14 protein-coding genes are annotated in these 19,534 nt (G+C 60.8%); 5 read left to right on the plus strand and 9 right to left on the minus strand.

Annotated features, from left to right (window positions below; genetic code table 11):
- The first annotated feature begins 12 nt into the window (after nucleotides 1–12).
- Nucleotides 13–1,674 (plus strand): phytoene desaturase family protein, encoded by a 1,662-nt coding sequence (locus A6A03_RS03225; RefSeq protein ID WP_066783513.1) that lies wholly within the window; start codon nucleotides 13–15, stop codon nucleotides 1,672–1,674.
- An 844-nt stretch (nucleotides 1,675–2,518) separates the two neighbouring features.
- Here the strand turns inward: A6A03_RS03225 and A6A03_RS03230 are convergent.
- A complete protein-coding gene (locus A6A03_RS03230) occupies nucleotides 2,519–3,526 on the minus strand; it encodes a glycosyltransferase family 2 protein (protein WP_066783514.1) in 1,008 nt (335 codons plus the stop codon).
- An 85-nt stretch (nucleotides 3,527–3,611) separates the two neighbouring features.
- Between A6A03_RS03230 and A6A03_RS03235 the strand changes: the two genes are divergently transcribed.
- Entirely contained in the window at nucleotides 3,612–4,358 is a 747-nt protein-coding gene (locus A6A03_RS03235) for a metalloregulator ArsR/SmtB family transcription factor (RefSeq protein WP_066783516.1), read from the plus strand.
- A gap of 15 nt (nucleotides 4,359–4,373) precedes the next feature.
- Here the strand turns inward: A6A03_RS03235 and A6A03_RS03240 are convergent, their stop codons facing one another.
- The 5 genes from A6A03_RS03240 to A6A03_RS03260 form a co-directional block, all read right to left on the minus strand.
- Nucleotides 4,374–4,700 (minus strand): cupin domain-containing protein, encoded by a 327-nt coding sequence (locus A6A03_RS03240; protein WP_066783519.1) that lies wholly within the window; start codon nucleotides 4,698–4,700, stop codon nucleotides 4,374–4,376.
- Between the two features lie 186 nt (nucleotides 4,701–4,886).
- Nucleotides 4,887–6,662, minus strand: a complete 1,776-nt coding sequence (gene accC, locus A6A03_RS03245; RefSeq protein ID WP_066783521.1) for an acetyl-CoA carboxylase biotin carboxylase subunit — start codon at nucleotides 6,660–6,662, stop codon at nucleotides 4,887–4,889.
- A gap of 77 nt (nucleotides 6,663–6,739) precedes the next feature.
- Nucleotides 6,740–8,326, minus strand: a complete 1,587-nt coding sequence (locus A6A03_RS03250; RefSeq protein ID WP_082908912.1) for an amidase — start codon at nucleotides 8,324–8,326, stop codon at nucleotides 6,740–6,742.
- 88 nt (nucleotides 8,327–8,414) lie between these two features.
- Nucleotides 8,415–9,779 carry a flavin monoamine oxidase family protein gene (locus tag A6A03_RS03255; protein WP_342673053.1) on the minus strand — a complete coding sequence of 455 codons (1,365 nt, stop codon included), beginning with the start codon at nucleotides 9,777–9,779 and terminating at the stop codon, nucleotides 8,415–8,417.
- Entirely contained in the window at nucleotides 9,776–11,236 is a 1,461-nt protein-coding gene (locus tag A6A03_RS03260) for an NAD-dependent succinate-semialdehyde dehydrogenase (RefSeq protein WP_066783525.1), read from the minus strand. The genes A6A03_RS03255 and A6A03_RS03260 overlap by 4 nt, the downstream gene beginning before the upstream one ends.
- Nucleotides 11,237–11,822: 586 nt before the next feature.
- On the opposite strand from A6A03_RS03260, the gene A6A03_RS03265 reads away from it, so the two are divergent.
- From A6A03_RS03265 to A6A03_RS03275, 3 genes are read left to right on the plus strand one after another with little or no spacing between them, the layout of a single operon-like run.
- Nucleotides 11,823–13,895, plus strand: coding sequence for an NAD(+) synthase (locus A6A03_RS03265; RefSeq protein ID WP_066783527.1), 2,073 nt, complete (start codon nucleotides 11,823–11,825; stop codon nucleotides 13,893–13,895).
- Nucleotides 13,892–14,323 carry a c-type cytochrome gene (locus A6A03_RS03270; protein ID WP_066783528.1) on the plus strand — a complete coding sequence of 144 codons (432 nt, stop codon included), beginning with the start codon at nucleotides 13,892–13,894 and terminating at the stop codon, nucleotides 14,321–14,323. Before A6A03_RS03265 ends, A6A03_RS03270 begins: the two co-directional genes overlap by 4 nt.
- A 53-nt stretch (nucleotides 14,324–14,376) precedes the next feature.
- Entirely contained in the window at nucleotides 14,377–15,099 is a 723-nt protein-coding gene (locus A6A03_RS03275) for a class I SAM-dependent methyltransferase (RefSeq protein ID WP_066783529.1), read from the plus strand.
- A gap of 13 nt (nucleotides 15,100–15,112) precedes the next feature.
- Here the strand turns inward: A6A03_RS03275 and A6A03_RS03280 are convergent, their stop codons facing one another.
- The 3 genes from A6A03_RS03280 to A6A03_RS03290 form a co-directional block, all read right to left on the minus strand.
- Nucleotides 15,113–16,276: a glycosyltransferase family 4 protein gene (locus A6A03_RS03280; RefSeq protein ID WP_066783530.1), complete on the minus strand. Its 1,164-nt coding sequence runs from the start codon at nucleotides 16,274–16,276 to the stop codon at nucleotides 15,113–15,115.
- On the minus strand, nucleotides 16,273–17,598 hold the full coding sequence (locus A6A03_RS03285; protein WP_066783531.1) for a polysaccharide pyruvyl transferase family protein: 1,326 nt from the start codon (nucleotides 17,596–17,598) through the stop codon (nucleotides 16,273–16,275). The genes A6A03_RS03280 and A6A03_RS03285 overlap by 4 nt, the downstream gene beginning before the upstream one ends.
- Before the next feature lie 404 nt (nucleotides 17,599–18,002).
- Complete coding sequence (locus A6A03_RS03290; protein WP_066783532.1) at nucleotides 18,003–19,487, minus strand: hypothetical protein; 1,485 nt, start codon at nucleotides 19,485–19,487, stop codon at nucleotides 18,003–18,005.
- Nucleotides 19,488–19,534: the final 47 nt, after the last annotated feature.

Below are 19,534 nucleotides of genomic sequence, written 5' to 3' on the forward strand. Positions count from 1 at the left end.
TAGAGGGAACCCATGCCATCAGCAACCGATTATGACGTGATCGTCGTCGGCGGAGGCCACAACGGCCTTACCTGCGCCGGCTATCTCGCCAAAGCGGGGAAGCGCGTGCTCGTGCTCGAACGACGACCCATCGTCGGCGGCGCCGTCTGCACCGAAGAGGTCATCCCCGGCTACAAGATCGATGTCGGCTCGTCGGCCCACATCATGATACATCTCACTCCAATCGTGCGCGACCTCGAACTCGAACGGCACGGCCTCGAGTACATCGACATGGATCCGTACGCCTTCTACCCCCTGCCCGACGGGAGCGGCGCGATCTACTTCTACCGCGATGTCGAGCGCACGTGCCAGAGCATCGCTACCGTCAGCCCGCGCGACGCCGAAGCCTACCGACGCTTCCTTGACTTCTGGACGCCGCTGAACGAGGCGGTGTTCGATGTCTTCCTCAATCCGCCCTCGGTGACGCGCCTGTTCGGTAAGGTGGCGTCGAGCATTCCGCGCTTGCCCAAGGCCGAGCAGCAGGTGCTGGAAGTGACCCGCCGTCTCTTCACCAGTTATGCTCAGTTGATTGAAGAGACCTTTGAGAGCGAGGCAATGCGGGCAGCGATGACGTGGCTGGCCGCGCAGAGCGGCCCGCCGCCGGACGAGATCGGCGCCGGCGACTTTTTCGGCTGGCATGCGATGCTGCACTACAGCGGGGCCAAGCATCCGCGCGGTGGATCAGGTATGTTGACGCAAGCTATGGCCCGCTCGCTCAAAGCCATGGGTGGCGAGGTTGTGCTCGACGCCCCCGTGCGCCGGATCATTGTCCAAAACGGGCGGGTGCAAGGGGTTGAGACCGCCGACGGCCAGCGCTACTCGGCCCCGATCGTGGTCTCGAATGCGCACGTGCTGACTACCTTCCTGCAACTGGTCGGCCCCGACCACCTCAGCGCCGATCTGGTGCGCCGGCTCAATCATATCCGCATCGGCAACGGCTTTGGGATGACGGTGCGTTGCGCCGCCGAGGAGTTGCCCGACTACACCGCAGCCCGCAGCTATGGTCGCCCGCACGAAAGCCATCACGGCTTGCAGTTGCTTAGCCCCAGTATGAACTATGTGCGCCGGGCCTACGAAGACTATCTGCGCGGCGAACCGAGCCGCGATCCGGCGGTGATCGCAATGACCTTCTCGGCCATCGATCCCGATGTCGCCCCTCCCGGCAAGCACACCGTCTTCTTGTGGTCGCAATACTTCCCCTACAAGCTCAGCGATGGCCGCCAGTGGGATGATATCCGCGAATCGGTCGCCGACTCGATCCTCGAAGTGCTCTACCGCTACGCGCCCAATATGCGCGGCAAGATTATTGACCGCTTTATCCAAAGCCCGCTCGACCTTGAGCGGCGGATCGGGTTGCTGCACGGGAACGTGATGCACGTCGAGATGAGCTTTGACCAGATGTTCTTCTTCCGCCCGCTGCCGGAACTGGCCGGCTACCGCACGCCGATCCGCGGTCTTTACCTGACCGGCGCCAGCACCCATCCCGGTGGTGGCGTCTTTGGCGCGAGCGGCTATAACACGGCCCGCGTGGTGCTGGCCGACACCAAGCAGCGCCGTTGGGGGCCGCTGGTGTTGGGAGCAGGGGCACTCGCCGCTGGCGCGGTGCTTGCCGGACGCCGGCTCTTGCGCCCGTAAGCGGTTCATGAACCGCAGGGGGCGCAGGGGACGCAGAGGGTGGGGCGACCCACGGCGCGCATCTTCCCTCTGCGTCCTCTGCGTCTCTGTGGTAATATTCCCTCTCCCCGTTCTCCGCGTTTCGGCGAGTGATTGAGGTTTTGACCGCAAGGGGCGCAGAAGAGGTTTTACCGCAGGGGGCGCAGGGGACGCAGAGAGGGTTTACCGTAGCGAGTGCAGAGGAGAACGTGAGAACGTACACTCCTTTCGCTCTCTATTGATGGGCGGACAGGACATGTGCTCGGTCACATCCGTTGATCGCGGTGCAATGCCTCAACACCCGGCTTTGCACGCCCCTCTCCCGCGCTAGTGGGAGAGGGGCTGGGGGTGAGGGCTAGCAGCCCGCGCAGCGGGCTTCGTAACCCTAGCCCGGCCCTTCAGGGCCGGGTGCCGGATCGGAGGTTCTGTCCGCCCTTGAACGCTCTCTGCGGATGGTTGAGGTTTTACCGCAGACAGCGCAGAGGACGCAGAAGAGAACGTAATCCCCTGCGTCCTCTGCGTCCTCTGCGTCTCTGTGGTAACATTCCCTCTCCCCGTTCTCCGCGTTTCGGCGAGTGATTGATGGTTTTACCGCAGAGAGCGCAGAGGACGCAGAGGGTGGGGCGACCTACGGCGCGCATCTTCCCTCTGCGTCCTCGGTGTCTCTGTGGTAATATTCCCTCTCCCCGTTCTCCGCGTTTCGGCGAGTGATTGATGGGTTTACCGCAGACAGCGCAGAGGACGCAGAGGAGAACGCAACCCCCTGCGCCCTCCGCGTCCTCTGCGGTTACATTTCCCCTGCGCCCTCTGCGGTAAACCCATGACTCTACCCGCGTGTTTGCCTGCCCCACCAACTACCGGCCCGCTCGGCGAGATCGCTGCCGAGCACGCGATCCAGCAACATCAGCGGCGTCTTGGCCAAGCGGGGCCGCCAGCCGGCCAGCGTCAATGTGTATGCTGCGTAGCGCAGCGCCGCGCGTAGCGAGCCGTTACGCGCTTCGAGGTTGGCCATCGCCGCGTAAATATCGGCCAACACCTCGCGCCGCGCCGGCGACAGCTCTGGCATCGCGGTAAAAGTCTGCTCGGCAATTTGCAACCATTCGCGGTAAAAACCGGCAAACTGCGCCACGGTCTTCGAAGCGGCGTGCAGCCGGTAGGTCGCCACCACAGCAGACGTAGGTTGAAACGAGCCGAGTTGGGCCAACCGCACCCAATACGCAGTATCCAGCGCGTAGCGCATGCGCAGATCGAGCGGGCCGGCTAGCCCGACCGCTGCCCGGCGGATAAAGACCGTCGGCTGGATGGGGATGAGCAAGCGCAGCAGGGCGAGTGGATGGTAGGGGCGGGCCGCGATGGTGCGCAACGGTTGGCCCGCCGCATCGGTGTAGAGCGCATCGGCGTAGACGGCGACCGCCGCCGGATGGGCTTGCAACGCCGCCACCTGTGAAGCAATCGCCCCCGGCAAGTAGGTATCGTCACTATTGAGCCATGCCAACACCGACCCGCGCGCCCGCGCCCAACCGCGATTAATCGCATCGGCTTGGCCGGCATCTTTGCCCACCACCACCTGCACCCGCGCATCGCCGGCAAACGCGCGCAACACCGCTGGCGTCTCATCACTGCTGCCGCCGTCGATCACCCACACTTCCAGATTGGGATATTCTTGCGCCAAAATGCTGCGCAGCGTATCGCCAATGTAGCGCCCTTGATTCAGCGACGGCACCACAATACTCACCAACGGCTGCGCCGGATTGCGGATCACCGGCGGCGGCAAGTGAGCAGTGAGCTGGGCATAGTCTGCCCAGAGCGGATATTCAGCCGCGATCGGGAGCATCGATGTCACAGCGTGATCCTTGCCGATACTAGCGGTCTCTGGTACCATACCGGCTACATTGATTCCGCTTGCCGGCTGCACGACCATGACCGAGCTACAACCAGCATCAGCGTTGAACGGGTTGCGCCTGTTGGCCGACGAAACCCGCTGGAAACTCATCACCGTCCTGCGCGACAGCGACCGGCAAGTCGCTGAATTGGTGGCGGCAACTGGTCTGGCCCAAAATCTGGTTTCGTACCACCTGAATATGCTGCGGCAAGCTGGGTTGGTCAATGCCCACCGCAGCGACGCTGATGGCAGAGTGGTCTACTACAGCTTGCACCTCGCCGCGCTCACGGCCTTGCTCGCCCAAATTGGGCACGAATTGGCCCTGCCGGAACCAACCCCGCCGCCGTTGCCCCCCGTCACGGTCGCGTTCTTGTGCCGCGCCAACAGCGCCCGCTCGCAAATGGCCGAAGGCTGGCTGCGCGCGCTGAGCGGCGGACAGGTGCGGGCCGTGAGCGCCGGCACCCAACCGCAACCGATCCACCCGCTGGCCATTGCTGTGATGGCAGCGGTTGGCGTACCGATCGATCAGCAGACCGCCAAACCGATTGAAGCGATCCTCGATCAGCAACCGCAGGTCATCGTCACCGTGTGCGACATTGCCCGCGAAGAGTGCCCGGTCTGGCCGGCCGCTGCTCGCCAGATTCACTGGAGTATTGCCGACCCGGCGGCGGCGACTGGCGACGATGACCAACGCTACACCGCCTTTATCGCCGCGCGCGACGAGCTGCGCGAACGGGTGTGCGGGTTGTTGGCGCTGCTGTCAAGGTGGTTTGGCGCGCATTAATGCGCAACCACAACCTCACCGATCACCATCAGCCGCCAAATAGTCGGCCCGCGGCGGACTAAAGGTGTCGATCGCCAACGTCTCTTCTAGCGTCCAGACTGCATGCGGCGTGCCGCCGGGGATAGCGATCGAACTGCCGGCAGCGGCTTCGATCAGCTCGTCGCCAAGCTGAAAGCGCAAGCGACCGCTCACGACATACGCCACCTGATCTTCGGGATGGCTGTGCAACGGTACGTGACTACCCTCCTCTAGCCGCACTGCCATCTGGTACATCCGCCCGGTCAAGGCAATGCGCCGCCGGAATACGCCGGGAAATAATTCGATCCATGGCCGTTCGGACATGGGGACCTCCTGTGTCGGGAAATCACGCTGATCCTACGGTGATGATACCAAAAAAATCGTTGCGCCGCACGGCTGTGCGGCGCGATGGGATGATCCAGATTGCGTTGATCACCGGCCTGACGGGGGTGATCCAGATCACGTTGATATAATTGGAGCCGCACGGCCGTGCGGCTCTACGGGGGCATTTTATCCGGTGGTTTGGTAGGTCGCTAACACGGCGCCGGCTTCGACCGTCGCGCCGACTTCGACCCGCACTTCGCCGATCGTACCGCTGTGCGGGGCGGCGATCTCGTTTTCCATCTTCATCGCTTCCACGATGAACAACACTTGGCCGGCTTCGACCTGCTGGCCGTGGGCCACCCGCACCGCCACTACCCGGCCTTGGATGGGGCTGATTACGCCATCAACCGGCGCGGCCAGCGCCGCCTTCTTCGGCGCCACCCGGCGCGGCGCAGGGCCGCGCACCGCAGTCGGATGGGGCGGAACAAGGCTCATACCATCGCCGAACACCGCCACCCCAAACCGCCGCCCGTTCACTTCCACCGTAAACCGGCGTGGTTCGGGGGCCGGTTCTGCCGGAGCCGGCGTTGCCGCTGGCGGCATCAGCTCCGCCGTGCGGGTGAGCAGCTCCGGGTGGCGTGGAATGAAGTTGACCGTCGCCGCGCCAGCCACGAAGACCGGGTGTTCGAGGGCAGCAAGGTGGAAGGGGATGATCGTGGTGACGCCTTCGATGCGGTACTCGGTGAGCGCCCGCCGCATGCGCGCAATCGCCTCGTTGCGGTCGGCTCCCCACGTAATCAGCTTCGCCAGTAGCGAGTCGTAGTGCGATGGCACGGTGTAATTAGCCCGCACCCCGCTATCCACCCGCACCCCTAGCCCCACCGGCTCGCGGTACTCGCCGATCGCACCCAGCGCCGGGCGGAAGTTGTGCAGCGGGTCTTCAGCGTTGATCCGGCATTCAATCGCGTGCCCGCGCGGCACAAGGTCTTCTTGCTTCAACCATAGCTTCTCGCCTTGGGCGATCCTGATTTGGGCCGCTACCAGATCGACGCCGTAGACCATCTCGGTCACTGTGTGCTCGACCTGAATGCGGGTGTTCATCTCAAGGAAGTAGTACCGCCCATCTTGATAGAGAAATTCAAGCGTCCCGGCGCTGACATAGCCGACCGCTTTAGCCAGACGCACCGCCGCCGCCCCCATCTCAGCGCGCAGTTCAGGGGTCAGCGCCGGTGAAGGGCACTCCTCGATCAGCTTCTGGTGGCGGCGCTGCACCGAGCAGTCGCGTTCGCCGAGCGCCACCGCATTGCCGTAGCCATCGGCCAGCACCTGTATCTCGATGTGGCGCGGGTCGTCGAGGTACTTCTCGACATAAAGTTCACCGTTCTTGAAGGCGACCTCGGCTTCGCGGCGGGCCGCCGCAAACGCCTCTTCCACCTCTTCCGGCGAGCGCACCACCCGCAAACCGCGCCCGCCGCCGCCGCCAACCGCCTTAATCGCGATCGGGTAGCCAAACTCCTTCCCCAACCGCTTCACTTCAGCCGCATCGGCCACCGGCTCAAGCACGCCGGGCACCAGCGGCACACCCGCCGCTGCCGCTTCGCGCCGGGCCGCCGTCTTGCCGCCCATGCGCTCCATCGCTTCCGCCGGCGGGCCAATAAAGACCAACCCAGCCGCCGTGACGGCCCGCACAAAGTTGGGGTTTTCAGCTAGAAACCCGTAACCGGGATGGATCGCCTCGGCGCCGGTGGCCTTGGCAGCGCGAATAATCGCTTCGATGTTCAAGTAGCTCTCTGCCGGCGATGGCGGGCCAATCAGATAAGCATCATCGGCATAAGCCACATGGGGCGCATCGCGATCGGCCTCTGAATAGACGGCCACGCAGCGCAGACCCAATTCGCGGCAGGCGCGCATCACACGCAACGCAATCTCGCCGCGGTTCGCAACAAGTACTGTACGAAACATTGCAGCCGCTCCTCAATGCTGCTTGCGCCGCTTCAACGTTGTGCAGCGCGGTGCCAATTGTAGCATAGCGCGCCGTGTTACAGAGATGGCGTCAGCCGGCCTAGCACCTGTTCAGCAGCGAAAGCCGCCCGCAGCAGCAGCGGTTCGTTCCACGGGCGAGCCACCAGTTGCGCCGCGCGCGGTACGCCGTCATCACCCATCCCCGCCGGCAAGCTTAGCGCTGGCCAGCCGAGGAAGTTCCACGGCCCGGTGAATGAGGTTGGGGTCGGTACTCCTAACGCTGGCGCCGGGCCGGGTACAACCGGTGTGATCAGCAGATCAACGTCGGCCAAGCGCGCCGCTACCCGCCGTCGCAACGCCGCCCGCGCCTGCTGCACCCGCGTCACATCAGCCGGCGAATAGATAAAGGCTGCCAGAATGCGGTGGCGCATAAACTCGCCATAGTCGTCGAGCCGGGTGCGCAGCCATGGCAGATGCAGCGCCGCCGCCTCCATCGCCAGCAGCGCCTGATTGAGCAAGCGCAGCTCTTCCAGTTCAGGCACATCGATCGGCGTCACGATTGCCCCTTGGCCGGCCAGTGCATCGGCAGCGCGCTGCATCGCCGCTAGCTCGGCGGGGCCGGCCAGCGCTTGCCCGCTGCCGTCAGCAGTGACCAAACCTACGCGCAGGTTGCGCACGCCGGCCACCAACCCGCCGCCGGTAAAGTCGGGCGCTGGGCGCAAGGTGCGCGGATCGCGCGGATCAGGCCCGGCGATCACGCTCAGCACCAGCGCCGCGTCGGCGACGGTGCGCGTCATTGGCCCGGCATGATCCAGCGACCACGAGAGGGTAAAGCCGCCGGCCAGACTCACCCGGCCATGGGTCGGCTTGAGACCCACGATCCCGCAGTGGGCCGCCGGAATGCGGATCGAGCCGCCGGTGTCGGTGCCGATCGCGGCAAACGCCATGCCGGTTGCGGTTGCCACCCCGCTACCGCTGCTGCTGCCGCCGCTATCGCGCTGGCGATCGTAGGGGTTAGCCGTCGGGCCGTAGTGCGCGTTGTTCGAGCCGGGTGAGTAGGCGAACTCCGACATGCGGGTTTTGCCGATGATCACCGCGCCAGCGGCGCGCAATCGCTCGACAACAGTCGAATCGGTGGCCGCCATCACGCCGGCGCGAATCCGCGAACCTGCCGCCGTTGGGTAGCCGGCTACGTCGAACAGATCCTTCACCGCCACCGGCACGCCGTGCAGCGGACTGCGCACCTTGCCCGCTGCCAGTTCGGCATCGGCGGCGCGGGCATCGGCTAGCGCGCTCTCGGCCATCACGATCTGGAAGACGTTCAACTCGGCATCATGCTCGGCAATCCGCTCCAACGCCTGCTCAGCCAGCTCCACCGCCGAGACCGTTCGCCGCTGCAATTGGCTGGCAATGCCGAGGATCGTCGTCGGGTCATCGCTCGCCGGCAGGCCGCCGTTGGGCGGGCTGGCCGCTGGCGGCAGGCTGGCCGCATCGAGCATATCAGGCAACTGTTCGTGATCCACCGCGTCGAGCAGCCGTTCGACGTCGGGCAGGCGGCTGAGAAAGCCCTTTTCGATGATGCCGGCAAAATCGGATTCGGTGGCCGGAATGCCAGCGGCGCGCAATGCGGCCCGTAACCGGTCGATGGTGGTGTCGTTGGGCATGCTATCCTCACGTTGTCGTTATTGGCGGTGGTGGAAACGCACGGCCGTTGGGAGATGCACGGCCGTGCGTCTCTACATTATCTTTACGCTATCTTAAACATTCGTGGGCGGCCCGCCGCCCGCTGTCGATTGCGCCATGCACTGTCTGCGGGTTGCTGTCGTGGGCGGTGGCTTCGCCGGCGAAATGCAGATTGCCTTCCGCTGCCGCCAACACTGGCCGCGCCCACGCCATTCCCGGCGGCAGATGGGCATACCCGCCGCGGGCATATTCGTCGGCGGCCCAGCGGTAGCGCCGGAAGCCCACACAGTGCGCCGCCACATCGTCGCGGCCCAGCAACTGGCCCAGTTCCGCCAACCCCAACTCGCGCACCGTCTCGTCAGCTAAGCGGTCGAGCGCCGCCGCGCGCTCGGCGGTGACGTAACTGCAAAGCAGCGGCGCGGCCAGATCGGGATGGGCCGGCGTCCACCAGCGGGCAAAGAGGCCGTTGTGGGCGGCGTAGGCAAAGCCGGCGTCCCACAGCGGAGCATCGAACCAGAAGAAGTGTTTCGTCGCCGGGCGCGTGCGGAAGGCGGCGATCGCCGCCTGTTTGCGGGCCGAGAGCGGGGGATCGAAACGGATCATCCCGGCGGCCAGCACGGCTACCGGCACAGTGATGATGCAGCGCCGTGCGGTTATGATGCCAGCGGTTGTATCCACTGTCACCCGGTCGCCGTGATCGCGGATCGCCCGCACCGGCTGGCCGAGGCGCAGATCGAGATCGCGGGCCAGCCACGCCAAGAGGGTATCGTACCGCTCGCGCAGCCTAAATTCGCGCGGCCCGGCCCGATCGACCCGTTGCTCGCGGGCCGCGTCGAGGCAACTGAGCGACTCGGCTTCGGCGCAGCAGGTCTGCGCCAGCACCACATCGGCAATCGCAATGGCGGCTGGGGTCAAACCGTTGTACCGTAATTCATCGGCTAATGAACGATCGGCAGCACCATCGGGATAACGCGCGGCCAACCCGCCCCACACCGCGCGCGCTTGCCCAATCGCCTGCCGCGCCGGATCGTCTGGCGGCAACTCGTTGACCGGACGGGCCGGCGCGCCCCAGCGCAAGCCGTTGTACCGATCCACCTCGTCAAGCGTCAACCCAGCCGCTTCCGCCAGCTCGACCGTGCTCGTCTGCGCACCATGGATCAGCTCGGCCCCCAGCTCAATCGGGTACCGCCCGCAACTGCGCTCCGTCCAGATTCGTCCGCCAATCCGGGGCCGCGCCTCGACCACCGCCACCCGCGCGCCGGCGTCGTGCAAGGTGCGGGCCGCCGCCAACCCCGCCGCGCCGGCCCCAATCACCACCACATCGAGGCGATCATCAGCTATTGTTCCGGCCATGCTTCCGTTTATCCCCCGTTCCCGTCTCTGGCATCGCTTGAGCAAAGGCCAAGACGAGACCAACCCAAACCGCCCGCTCAAATCCCAATCGAAACGTATTTGATATCAAGATACTCATCAATCCCGGTCGGCCCGCCCTCGCGCCCGATCCCGCTCTGCTTGACGCCGCCGAACGGCGCTTGCGCGGTCGAAGGGATCGGATCGTTAATCCCGATGATACCGTATTCTAACCCTTCAGCCAACCGCCAGACCCGGCCCACATCGCGGGTGAATGCGTAGGCGGCCAACCCGTAAGGCGTGTCGTTCGCCATCCGGATCACCTCCGCCTCATCATCGAAGGGGATAAGCGGCGCGACCGGGCCGAATGTCTCTTCGCGAGCGACGAGCATATCGCTGCGCGCATCGAGCAGCACGGTCGGCAGCCAGAAATTGCCGCCGAGCGGGGCCGGGCCGCCGCCAACCACCACTCGCGCCCCGGCGGTGAGCGCATCATGCACGTGGCGCTCGACCTTGCGGCGAGCCTGCTCGTCAATCAGCGGGCCGATGTTCACCCCCGGCTGCAAACCGTCGCCAACCGTCAACCGGGCCACCTCGGCGGCGAACCGTTCGGCAAACTCGGCATAGATCGGGCGCTGGACAAAGATCCGGTTCGCGCAGACGCAGGTTTGGCCAGCGTTGCGAAACTTCGAGGCGATCGCGCCGCGCACCGCCGCATCGAGATCAGCATCGGCAAAGACGATAAACGGCGCATTGCCGCCTAACTCCAGCGACACCCGCTTGAGCGTATCCGCCGAGCGGCGCATCAGTTCCTTGCCGACTTCGGTGCTGCCGGTGAAGCTAATCTTGCGCACGCGGGTGTCGGCGAAGATCGTGTCGGCAAAAGGACGCGGGTTTTGGCAGGTGATGATATTGACCACGCCGGGAGGCGCGCCGGCCTCGGTAAAGAGTTGGCCGAGCGCCAGCGCCGAGAGCGGCGTCTGCTCAGCAGGTTTTGCGATCACCGTACAGCCGGCAGCGAGGGCCGGCCCCAGCTTGCGGGTAATCATCGCGCTGGGAAAGTTCCACGGCGTAATCATCGCCACCACCCCGACCGGCTGGCGCAAGACCATAATTCGCTTGGCGTTAGTCGAAGCCGGGATGGTCATCCCATAGATGCGCTCGGCTTCGCCGGCAAACCAACTGAGAAAACTCGCCGCGTAGGCGATCTCACCTCGCGCCTCGGCCAGCGGCTTGCCTTGTTCGAGGGTCATAATCGTCGCCAGCTCTTGCTGCCGTTCCAACATCAACCCTGCCACCCGGCGCAACAGCGCCGCCCGCTCGCCAGCCGGAGTCGCTGCCCACCCCGGCTGCGCCGCCACCGCCGCCGCAATCGCCAGCCGCGTCTCGGCCACGCCAGCGTCAGGCACATACCCCAACACCGTACCATTCGCCGGATTAACCACCGCAAAGGTCGCGCCACTCTCCGCCTCACGCCACTCGCCATTGATCAACAAGCGAAACGGCAGCGTTGCCAACGGCCCCTCTCCCGCTACGGTCATCGTTCGCTCCTTCCCAATCTACGCCCAAGCTCGCAGGCGGTGCGGCAACTTGCAGCCACACTTGCTCATCGCATAAGATTCTGCCCGCCGAATGAACCTCATCTATTGTACCGCGCCTGCGGCAAGCGGTATGCCATCTCCCGCTCCTATGTTGTCATTGCGAGCCGCGCTCCGCGCGGCGAAGTAATCTCCTGCTCACGCGGGAAGGATGCCGGCACGGACTGAATCGGACTCCCCTCTCCCGCGCCAGTGGGAGAGGGGCTGGGGGTGAGGGGACACGAGCGTATCTCAAAGCCATCAACCACACCTATGCACATGCATTCTGTCTGCCCTTAAACGGGGGAGGGCTGGAGTGGAGGCAACCGGTTGCCTCCATAACGGACGCTGAGGGCATGTTGCGGATAACCCTTTCCCACACCTTCGCGCCCTCTGCGTCCTTGGCGCCTTTGCGTTAAGAATCTCTGCGTCTTGGCTTGCTTTGCGCTCTCCCAGCGCCAATTCCCTCGCGAATGCGGTATCATACGCTTAGCCATCCTTAGCATAACCGGCGCAGATTGCCATCAGGTCTGCGCCTCATGATCCGCCTATGAACCACACCCATCCGTTCCAATCGATCTACCGCCACGGCTTCGCCCGCCTCGCCGTCGCTATCCCGGCGGTGCGCATCGCCGAGCCGGCGTTTAACGCTGAGCGCACTATCGCCCTCGCTCGCCGCGCCGCCGCTGCCGGCGCAGTGCTCGTGCTCTTCCCCGAACTAGGGATCTCGGCCTACAGCAACGACGACCTCTTCCAACAGACCGCTTTGCTCGACGCTGTTGAGCAGGCGGTGGCCGAAATTGCCGCCGCTTCCAGCGAGCTTAACGCGCTGCTGCTCATCGGTGCGCCGCTCCGCCACGAAGGCCGCTTGTTCAACTGCGCAATTGCGCTTTGCAACGGGCACATCGTAGGAGTAACCCCAAAGAGTTATTTACCTAACTATCGTGAATTTTACGAAAAACGTCACTTCGCCGCCGCCCGCGACGCGATCAACGACACGATTCGCATCGCCGGCCAGACCGTGCCGTTCGGTGCCGATCTAATCTACGAAGCGCCGGCTATTCCCGGCTTAGCCGTGCATGTCGAAATCTGCGAAGACTTGTGGACGCCGCTGCCGCCGAGCACCTTCGCCGCGCTGGCCGGCGCAACTGTACTTTGCAATTTGTCGGCTTCCAACATCACCATCGGCAAAGCCGACTACCGGCGGGCCTTGTGCATGGGCCAATCGGCCCGCACGATCGCTGCGTACCTCTATTCGGCAGCGGGTTTGGGCGAAAGCACGACCGATCTGGCGTGGGATGGCCATGCCCTAATCTGCGAAAACGGCGATCTGCTGGCCGAATCGCAACGCTTCTGCGACGAAGAGCAGATCATCGTTGCCGACGTCGATCTGGAACGGTTGCAGCAAGATCGTATGCGCCAGACCAGCTTCAGCGACAGCATTGGCGACTACCGCGAGCGGTTGCGAGCGATGCGCACGATCGCGCTACCGCTCACCGCGCCGATCGTCACCGATCTACGGCGTGACGTGGCGCGCTTTCCCTATGTGCCCAACGACCCCGCCACCCGCGACGAGCGTTGCTACGAAGCGTACAACATTCAGGTGCATGGCCTCATCCAGCGCATGCGCAGTGCCAAGGTCGAAAAGGTGGTGATCGGCGTATCGGGCGGTCTCGACAGTACCCAAGCTCTGATCGTAGCCGCGCGGGCGATGGATCGGCTCGGCCTGCCGCGCCGGAACGTGCTAGCTTACACGATGCCGGGCTTCGCCACCAGCAGCCAAACCCGCACCAATGCCCATGCCCTGATGGCTGCGCTCGGCGTCAGTGCGCACGAAATCGACATCCGGCCCTCGGCCTTGCAAATGCTGCGCGACCTCGGCCACCCCGCCGGCGAAGGCGCGCCGGTCTACGACGTCACCTTCGAGAATGTGCAAGCTGGCGAGCGCACCTCGCATCTCTTCCGGCTGGCCAACTACCACAATGCGATCGTCGTTGGAACCGGCGACCTTAGCGAGCTTGCGTTGGGATGGTGTACCTACGGCGTCGGCGACCAAATGGCCCACTACAACGTCAACGCCTCGGTGCCGAAAACGCTGATCCAGCACCTCATCCGGTATGTCATTCGCAGCGGCGAATTGGGTGAAGAAGCGAACCGCGTGCTGGCTGATATTCTCGCCACCGAAATCTCGCCCGAACTGGTGCCGGCGACGGCCAACAGCGACGACAAACCGGCCCAGCGCACTGAAGAGATTATCGGGCCGTATGCGCTGCAAGATTTCAACCTCTACTACATCACCCGCTACGGCTTCCGGCCCAGCAAAGTGGCATTCTTGGCTATGCATGCATGGGGCGACACCAGCGCCGGCGCGTGGCCAGAAGGCTTGCCGGCTGCCGACCGGCGAGCCTACGACCTACCCACCATCCTGCACTGGCTGCGGGTCTTCCTCTACCGCTTCTTCCAAATCAGCCAATTCAAACGCTCGGCTATGCCCAACGGCCCCAAAGTCGGCTCCGGCGGCGCCCTCTCGCCGCGGGGAGACTGGCGCGCGCCGAGCGACGCCAGCGCCGCCGTCTGGCTGGCTGAGATCGATCGCCTGATTGCCGAAGTGGATGTGGGATGAGTGCAACACCGCCAGACACCAGCCGTAAGGTCGTAAGCCGGCAAGGCCGCAATGCCCGTATATTGCGCCTTAGCGTGTATGCCGCCTGCCTGATCGCAATCACGCTTTTTGGCGGCTGCAACCGGCCTGACCCGCCCGACCCGGTCGCCGAAGGGCAACGGCTCTACACCATCTACTGCCTCGGCTGCCACAGCCTCGATCCAGCGGGGCCAACCGCGCTCGGCCCGCCGCTGGCCGGCATCGGCGCCCGCGCAGCGACTAACGGCGAAGGCCTCAGCGCCGCCGAGTGGCTGCGCCGCGAGATTGTCGATCCCGACGCCGTACTCACCCCCGGCTACCCAGCCGGGTTAATGCCGCGCACCTATGGCAACGACTTCCGTCCGTCCCAAATCGAAGCATTGGTAGCGTATTTGTTGCAGGTGGAGTGAACATGATGTTCCACCAACGTACTATGAGATCGCTAACGTGAGGATATCCGACTATGATCAAGCGATTACTTAACTTCAATTCTTCGCGGTACCGGTTATGGCAGGAAAATGCCGCATTCGCCGCGACCATTCCCCAAGGTGCGCTCGTCTTAGATGCTGGCGCCGGCGAAGCGCCATACCGTAGTCTCTTCCAGCATACCCGCTACGAATCAGCCGATTTCCATAAGGTGAACAAGCCGTATGCACCGTCAACTTACGTGTGTGACCTAAAAAGCATCCCGGTTGAAGATAACCGGTTCGATGTTATCGTCTTTAACCAAGTGATGGAGCACTTGCCAGAGCCGGTATTAGTCTTGAACGAATTATATCGCGTGCTCAAACCGGGTGGTAAGATGATTTATACTGGGCCGCTATTCTATGAGGAACATGAACAACCGTACGATTTCTATCGGTATACACAGTTCGCTTTGCGATACTTGTTCACTACCACCGGCTTTGTCATTGAGCGAATAGACTGGTTAGAAGGGTATTTTGGCACTGTGGGTTATCAATTAAACGGTATGGCTCGCTATCTGCCATACCGCCCTCGTGCGATCGGTGCTGGAATAGCAGGCTATGGTCTCGCCCCTATCTTGCTTTTGTTAAAGATCGTATTTGCGACATTATCAATTGCGTTTCACGCACTCGAAACGCGGATCAAGTTCACGGCTCGCGGTTACCCCAAAAACTATGTTGCGATTGTGCGCAAACCTGTACCAGTAGAACAACCCGAATAAGCACTGGGCTTAGTTATCGCTTCATGACGTCGAGGTAGAGTTGGGTATATTGTTGAGCAGCCCGCTCGATCGTGAACTGCTTGACATGCTCTTTAGCGGCAGCCGCGAACTGGCGGGCTAGCTCAGGACGCTCGATCATCAATATCATCATCGCGGCCAGCGCATTCGGATCAGTAGGGGGGGCCAGCAAGCCGGTTTGCTGATGGATCACTAGTTCGGTTACGCCGGGAATAGCAGTGGCTACAACGGGTGTGCCGACAAGCATCGCTTCTAAGATGACGGTTGGCAAGCCTTCCCACAACGAAGATAGCACGAGCACATCAAGCGATGCAATAATCTGCAACGCATCTGATCGCCCGCCCAACCAGTGGACATGATCAGCCACACCCAGTTGCACCGCCAAACTACGTAGTTCTTCCTCGTCTGGACCAGCGCCGACGATCGCCAATCGCGCCGCTGGCAAGCGTTCGAGCACCTGCGCGAACGCTTGCAGCGCGTAGGGAATGCCCTTCTGAGTGGTCAGACGAGCAACAATCCCAAATAGCGGGATCTCTGACCCGATGTGCAACTCATCTCGAATAGTGCATGTATCTTGCAACAATGCTATCTGCTTGGTATCGATTGCATTGCTGATATAGTGAACGGGTGTATTACGCCAGCGTTGCACCGGGTTCTGCTGAAGTTGCTGAACGATGACAGGCGAAACCCCAACTTGGGCCGCAGCAACCATAGCGTACATCGACTGGATCAATGGGCGCAGGTATCGACGATGAGGAAATTCGAGCGTCGAGTGACTTGTCCGAATAAAATATTGCCCTATACCAGAGATAGCAAGGGCTGTGCCGACAATACTTGCAAATTCTGCGTGACCATTGACAATATCGGGGCGCAGGCACGCTAATGATTTGCGCAACCCACGATAGGCTGCAAGCAGCGCATATCGCAAAGGCGGCACATAGGAAGCGCCGTAATGCACAGTCACGCCGCACTGGCGTAACACATCTTCCCAGTACTGTTCAATCGGGCGATTGTAGCGCCACAAACTAGCCACATGCACATCAAACTGGTTATGATCAAGGGCTTGGGCTAATCGAATACCATAGAGTTCGCTTCCACCGCCAATATCTCCGACCACAAGGCCAGAAACGATTTGCACAACTTTGATCCGGTGAGTCATATCTTCCAGCTTGTCAGCTCATCATTGGACACCGTTGTTAACGAACCAGCGATCCTGCGCAGTGTCTGAACTATCGCATTGTGGCGTTGGCGCGCATTCTGCACATACGTATCGAGTTGATGCTGGCAATCATCGCGCTGCAAAGCGTCAAATGCTGCAATGAGGCTAGCACCGGTCAACTGGCGAATATCAATATGGCGATGCAGCGCACCCATATCTGCCAATAAGCCTGCACTTTTACTCAGATAACCAATCACGATAGCCGGTACGCCAGCATTAGTGGCAAAAATGAACGAATGAAGGCGTGTCGCAATGAAATAATCCATGCATCCATATAAGGCTTGTAAGAGAGCTGGATGGAGTATCTCATTGATCATCACAACTCGTTGCGGATGGCGCACGCGCTGATACAAGCGCAGATTAACCAACCGATCATCTTCTAAGACGGTCGGACCGCAAGTTTGGGCGAAGAGCACCACTATAGCGCCACGTCCGGTAAGTTCATCAATACATTCCACCAACGCCGTCTCATATATGTGTTGGTGAGTAAATGAGTCATTCTGGCGCTGCCAATCAATCGCAGTGATCCCCACGCGCATCGGTGCATCAGCGATTGCTGGCAGATACGAGGCCAATAAGGCTTGCGCCAATGTCGCTGACGCTGATTCCATCCCTAGCGCCAGATCCGGTTCCAATTGAGCCTGCGTAACGCCTAATTCGTGTGTTCGGCGTAACGAGATCGATTCACGAACCCAAACGAGTCTGGCATAGCGGAGAATCGATCTGACCAATTGGGCTGGGAACAGATCATAGAGTGGGCCAATCGATTGCGGCAGCATAATGAGCGGTCGACCGAGCAACACGCTCCACCAACATAGCGAACTCGCAAAGGTAAACCAACCGGTAGGTCGCCACTGTTTCGGATTGGTATACAAATAACCGCCGCCACAAGCAACAACCATGTCGGCTGTTGCCAGATCTTCATAGAGCGCCTGTTTTTGTGGATCTCCAAAGATACGCACTGGCCGTTTCAGCCAGCGAAACAGCAATGCACTAACGACGATCGCCAGCAGATAAACATACCGCAGTATCGGTAAAACTCCAATGGGTCTACGCTGGGCATCTTGCTCAGAAATCCAACTGATCGGCGAGCGATGGATACGATATGTAGGCAATGCGACCCGTGCTGAAGCCACATCATTGAACGTAAGTACGATATCGGCCTGAGGGAAAGCCATTTCCAGCAAACGTAATGACTGAAGAAGAATGCCGTAGTCGCCAGCATTGAGGATTGAATGGTTATTGATGAGAATTATCTTCATGCAGTTTCAGACCACATCTCAGAATCATTTAGTACATGAAAATAATAACTGCTTATCGAGACAAGCAATTACAAAAGAACACATATCCAAGCGTTATTGTACTGAGTTTTGTCTGAAAGTCAAATCTGCACCCATCAATTTTATCTAAGATTATGCAAAGTACAAGAAATCACAGCGTTTACCGCAACAACATTTCCAATTGCAATATTACTCACATTTTTGCGGTTATATAACACTCAAGAACCACGAATAGAACCGGTTCCAACATCAATGTATTGAAGATAGTACGGCACAGAAGTACACGTGACCGAGACTTCAAGAGTGATTTACAATAAAATTACACAATGATTAGCGGCCCACCACCCAAATACGGGCAGGGGGCCGCCAGTTGGTATGGCTACGGTTTAGTTAATTGGAATACCATTGTAGTCTTCTGCCACAATATCATTCGGATTAGTGGCTGAGTTAGCTGAGACGATACGAATGACGGCCACGATCCGGCAACCGGGATTTGTGCATTCGATCGTTGCACTGCCACCAATAGCCGTCCCATCATAGCCAAATTCCGTCAATTTATCCGGCGTTTGGCTGGGCGAGAGCGTTGCTTGGGTTGGATTTGAATTGGTCTTCTGGCCGGGATTAATTGAATTAATGGTATGCGTACCTACCAGAACACCATTCCGATCGAAGTACTTCACAAGAATATTCCCTGAAGCACCAGTACCGACATTCTGGATAGCGATAAACGCGCGTTGGCGATTACCCGGATTGATATCGAAGCGCGTATTCGTCCAGCGCACATACGGAGCAGCCAACTTCTGGGCGCCGCTGCCAGAGCCAACGAATGCCGTAAGGAAAGCGGTCGCAGATGCCATTGCGAACACCTTACCAATAGCAACGATGGGGGCGCCAGTGCTCGTAATAACTGCCGAACCGTTGTAGTTGCTAGGAATGCCGCTGGCGTCGCACGTTTGGAAGCTCTGCTTGCCACCGGGCAAGATAGTAGCACTCTGCGTAGCAACAACATTATTATTGGTATCGCGATAGCTCACCGTCACCGTTGCCGAATTCGTAGTGCTCGTATTCTGGACAGCGTAGGCGGTGCGCTGTAAGCTGCCGCCAAAGCCGCACAACGCGCTCGGCATATAGACAGTATTGCTGAATTGGGCTGTGCCAACCCCTTCGAAGGCGCTCACCCGGTACGTGCTATCGATTGTTGCCTCAATCGCCGTGGCAACGACCTTACCCGTGGCCTCAATTGTTGCCGAGCCGTTGAAGCTCGTGCCGAGCTGACTGATCGTGCCGGCGTCAAAGAAGCGAGCTGTGCCAACATTCAGCGAAAACGTTTCGGTATGCACAGCAGTCGCTTCGCCGACCCGGAAGAACCGCAATGTCACATTGATGGTACTGGTATCAGCGTTCTGAATCGAGAACTTCGTCGTCTGATTAAATTGATTCTTCAGTACGGTCGCGATCAAGACGTTATTGCTGCCATCATTGCTGCCGAACCCATTTGAGAGCGGGCGGTTACGCACCGTTGTGCTCTGCGGGAGTTGAACGACAGTGGCAACAATTGGCTGATCCGATGAAATAACGGCCGATCCTTGACCAGAGAAACTGCTCAATTCAGATGCACCACCGACAAACAACGATGCGCCAGCATTTGCAGCGAGCGTGCGGTTGAAGGTGATTGGTGAAGCTGAGCTGCCACTAGGCGGATAGAAGGTGAATGTAACTGTTGCATTAGCGTTGCTGATGTTTTGATACGTGATAGAAGTGATAAAATTGGTGTTGTAGGCGCTGCTTTGCGCACTAACGGAAGTGGCAAAATTGCCCGAAGCGACTAGTAAAGCCATGATCATCAGCAGTAAGCTCAATCGCCGGCGCATGAGATACCTCCTAGGAAGTTAGCGGACTGCACCCTTATTCACGAGCT

Origin of the sequence: Chloroflexus islandicus (assembly GCF_001650695.1) — a bacterium.
Lineage (GTDB): Bacteria > Chloroflexota > Chloroflexia > Chloroflexales > Chloroflexaceae > Chloroflexus > Chloroflexus islandicus.

Coding starts and splice junctions, on each gene's coding strand:
- A6A03_RS03225 (WP_066783513.1), top strand. CDS start 13: ATGCCATCAGCAACCGATTATGACGTGATCGTCGTCGGCGGAGGCCAC.
- A6A03_RS03230 (WP_066783514.1), bottom strand. CDS start 3,526: ATGCTCCCGATCGCGGCTGAATATCCGCTCTGGGCAGACTATGCCCAG.
- A6A03_RS03235 (WP_066783516.1), top strand. CDS start 3,612: ATGACCGAGCTACAACCAGCATCAGCGTTGAACGGGTTGCGCCTGTTG.
- A6A03_RS03240 (WP_066783519.1), bottom strand. CDS start 4,700: ATGTCCGAACGGCCATGGATCGAATTATTTCCCGGCGTATTCCGGCGG.
- accC (WP_066783521.1), bottom strand. CDS start 6,662: ATGTTTCGTACAGTACTTGTTGCGAACCGCGGCGAGATTGCGTTGCGT.
- A6A03_RS03250 (WP_082908912.1), bottom strand. CDS start 8,326: ATGCCCAACGACACCACCATCGACCGGTTACGGGCCGCATTGCGCGCC.
- A6A03_RS03260 (WP_066783525.1), bottom strand. CDS start 11,236: ATGACCGTAGCGGGAGAGGGGCCGTTGGCAACGCTGCCGTTTCGCTTG.
- A6A03_RS03265 (WP_066783527.1), top strand. CDS start 11,823: ATGAACCACACCCATCCGTTCCAATCGATCTACCGCCACGGCTTCGCC.
- A6A03_RS03270 (WP_066783528.1), top strand. CDS start 13,892: ATGAGTGCAACACCGCCAGACACCAGCCGTAAGGTCGTAAGCCGGCAA.
- A6A03_RS03275 (WP_066783529.1), top strand. CDS start 14,377: ATGATCAAGCGATTACTTAACTTCAATTCTTCGCGGTACCGGTTATGG.
- A6A03_RS03280 (WP_066783530.1), bottom strand. CDS start 16,276: ATGACTCACCGGATCAAAGTTGTGCAAATCGTTTCTGGCCTTGTGGTC.
- A6A03_RS03285 (WP_066783531.1), bottom strand. CDS start 17,598: ATGAAGATAATTCTCATCAATAACCATTCAATCCTCAATGCTGGCGAC.
- A6A03_RS03290 (WP_066783532.1), bottom strand. CDS start 19,487: ATGCGCCGGCGATTGAGCTTACTGCTGATGATCATGGCTTTACTAGTC.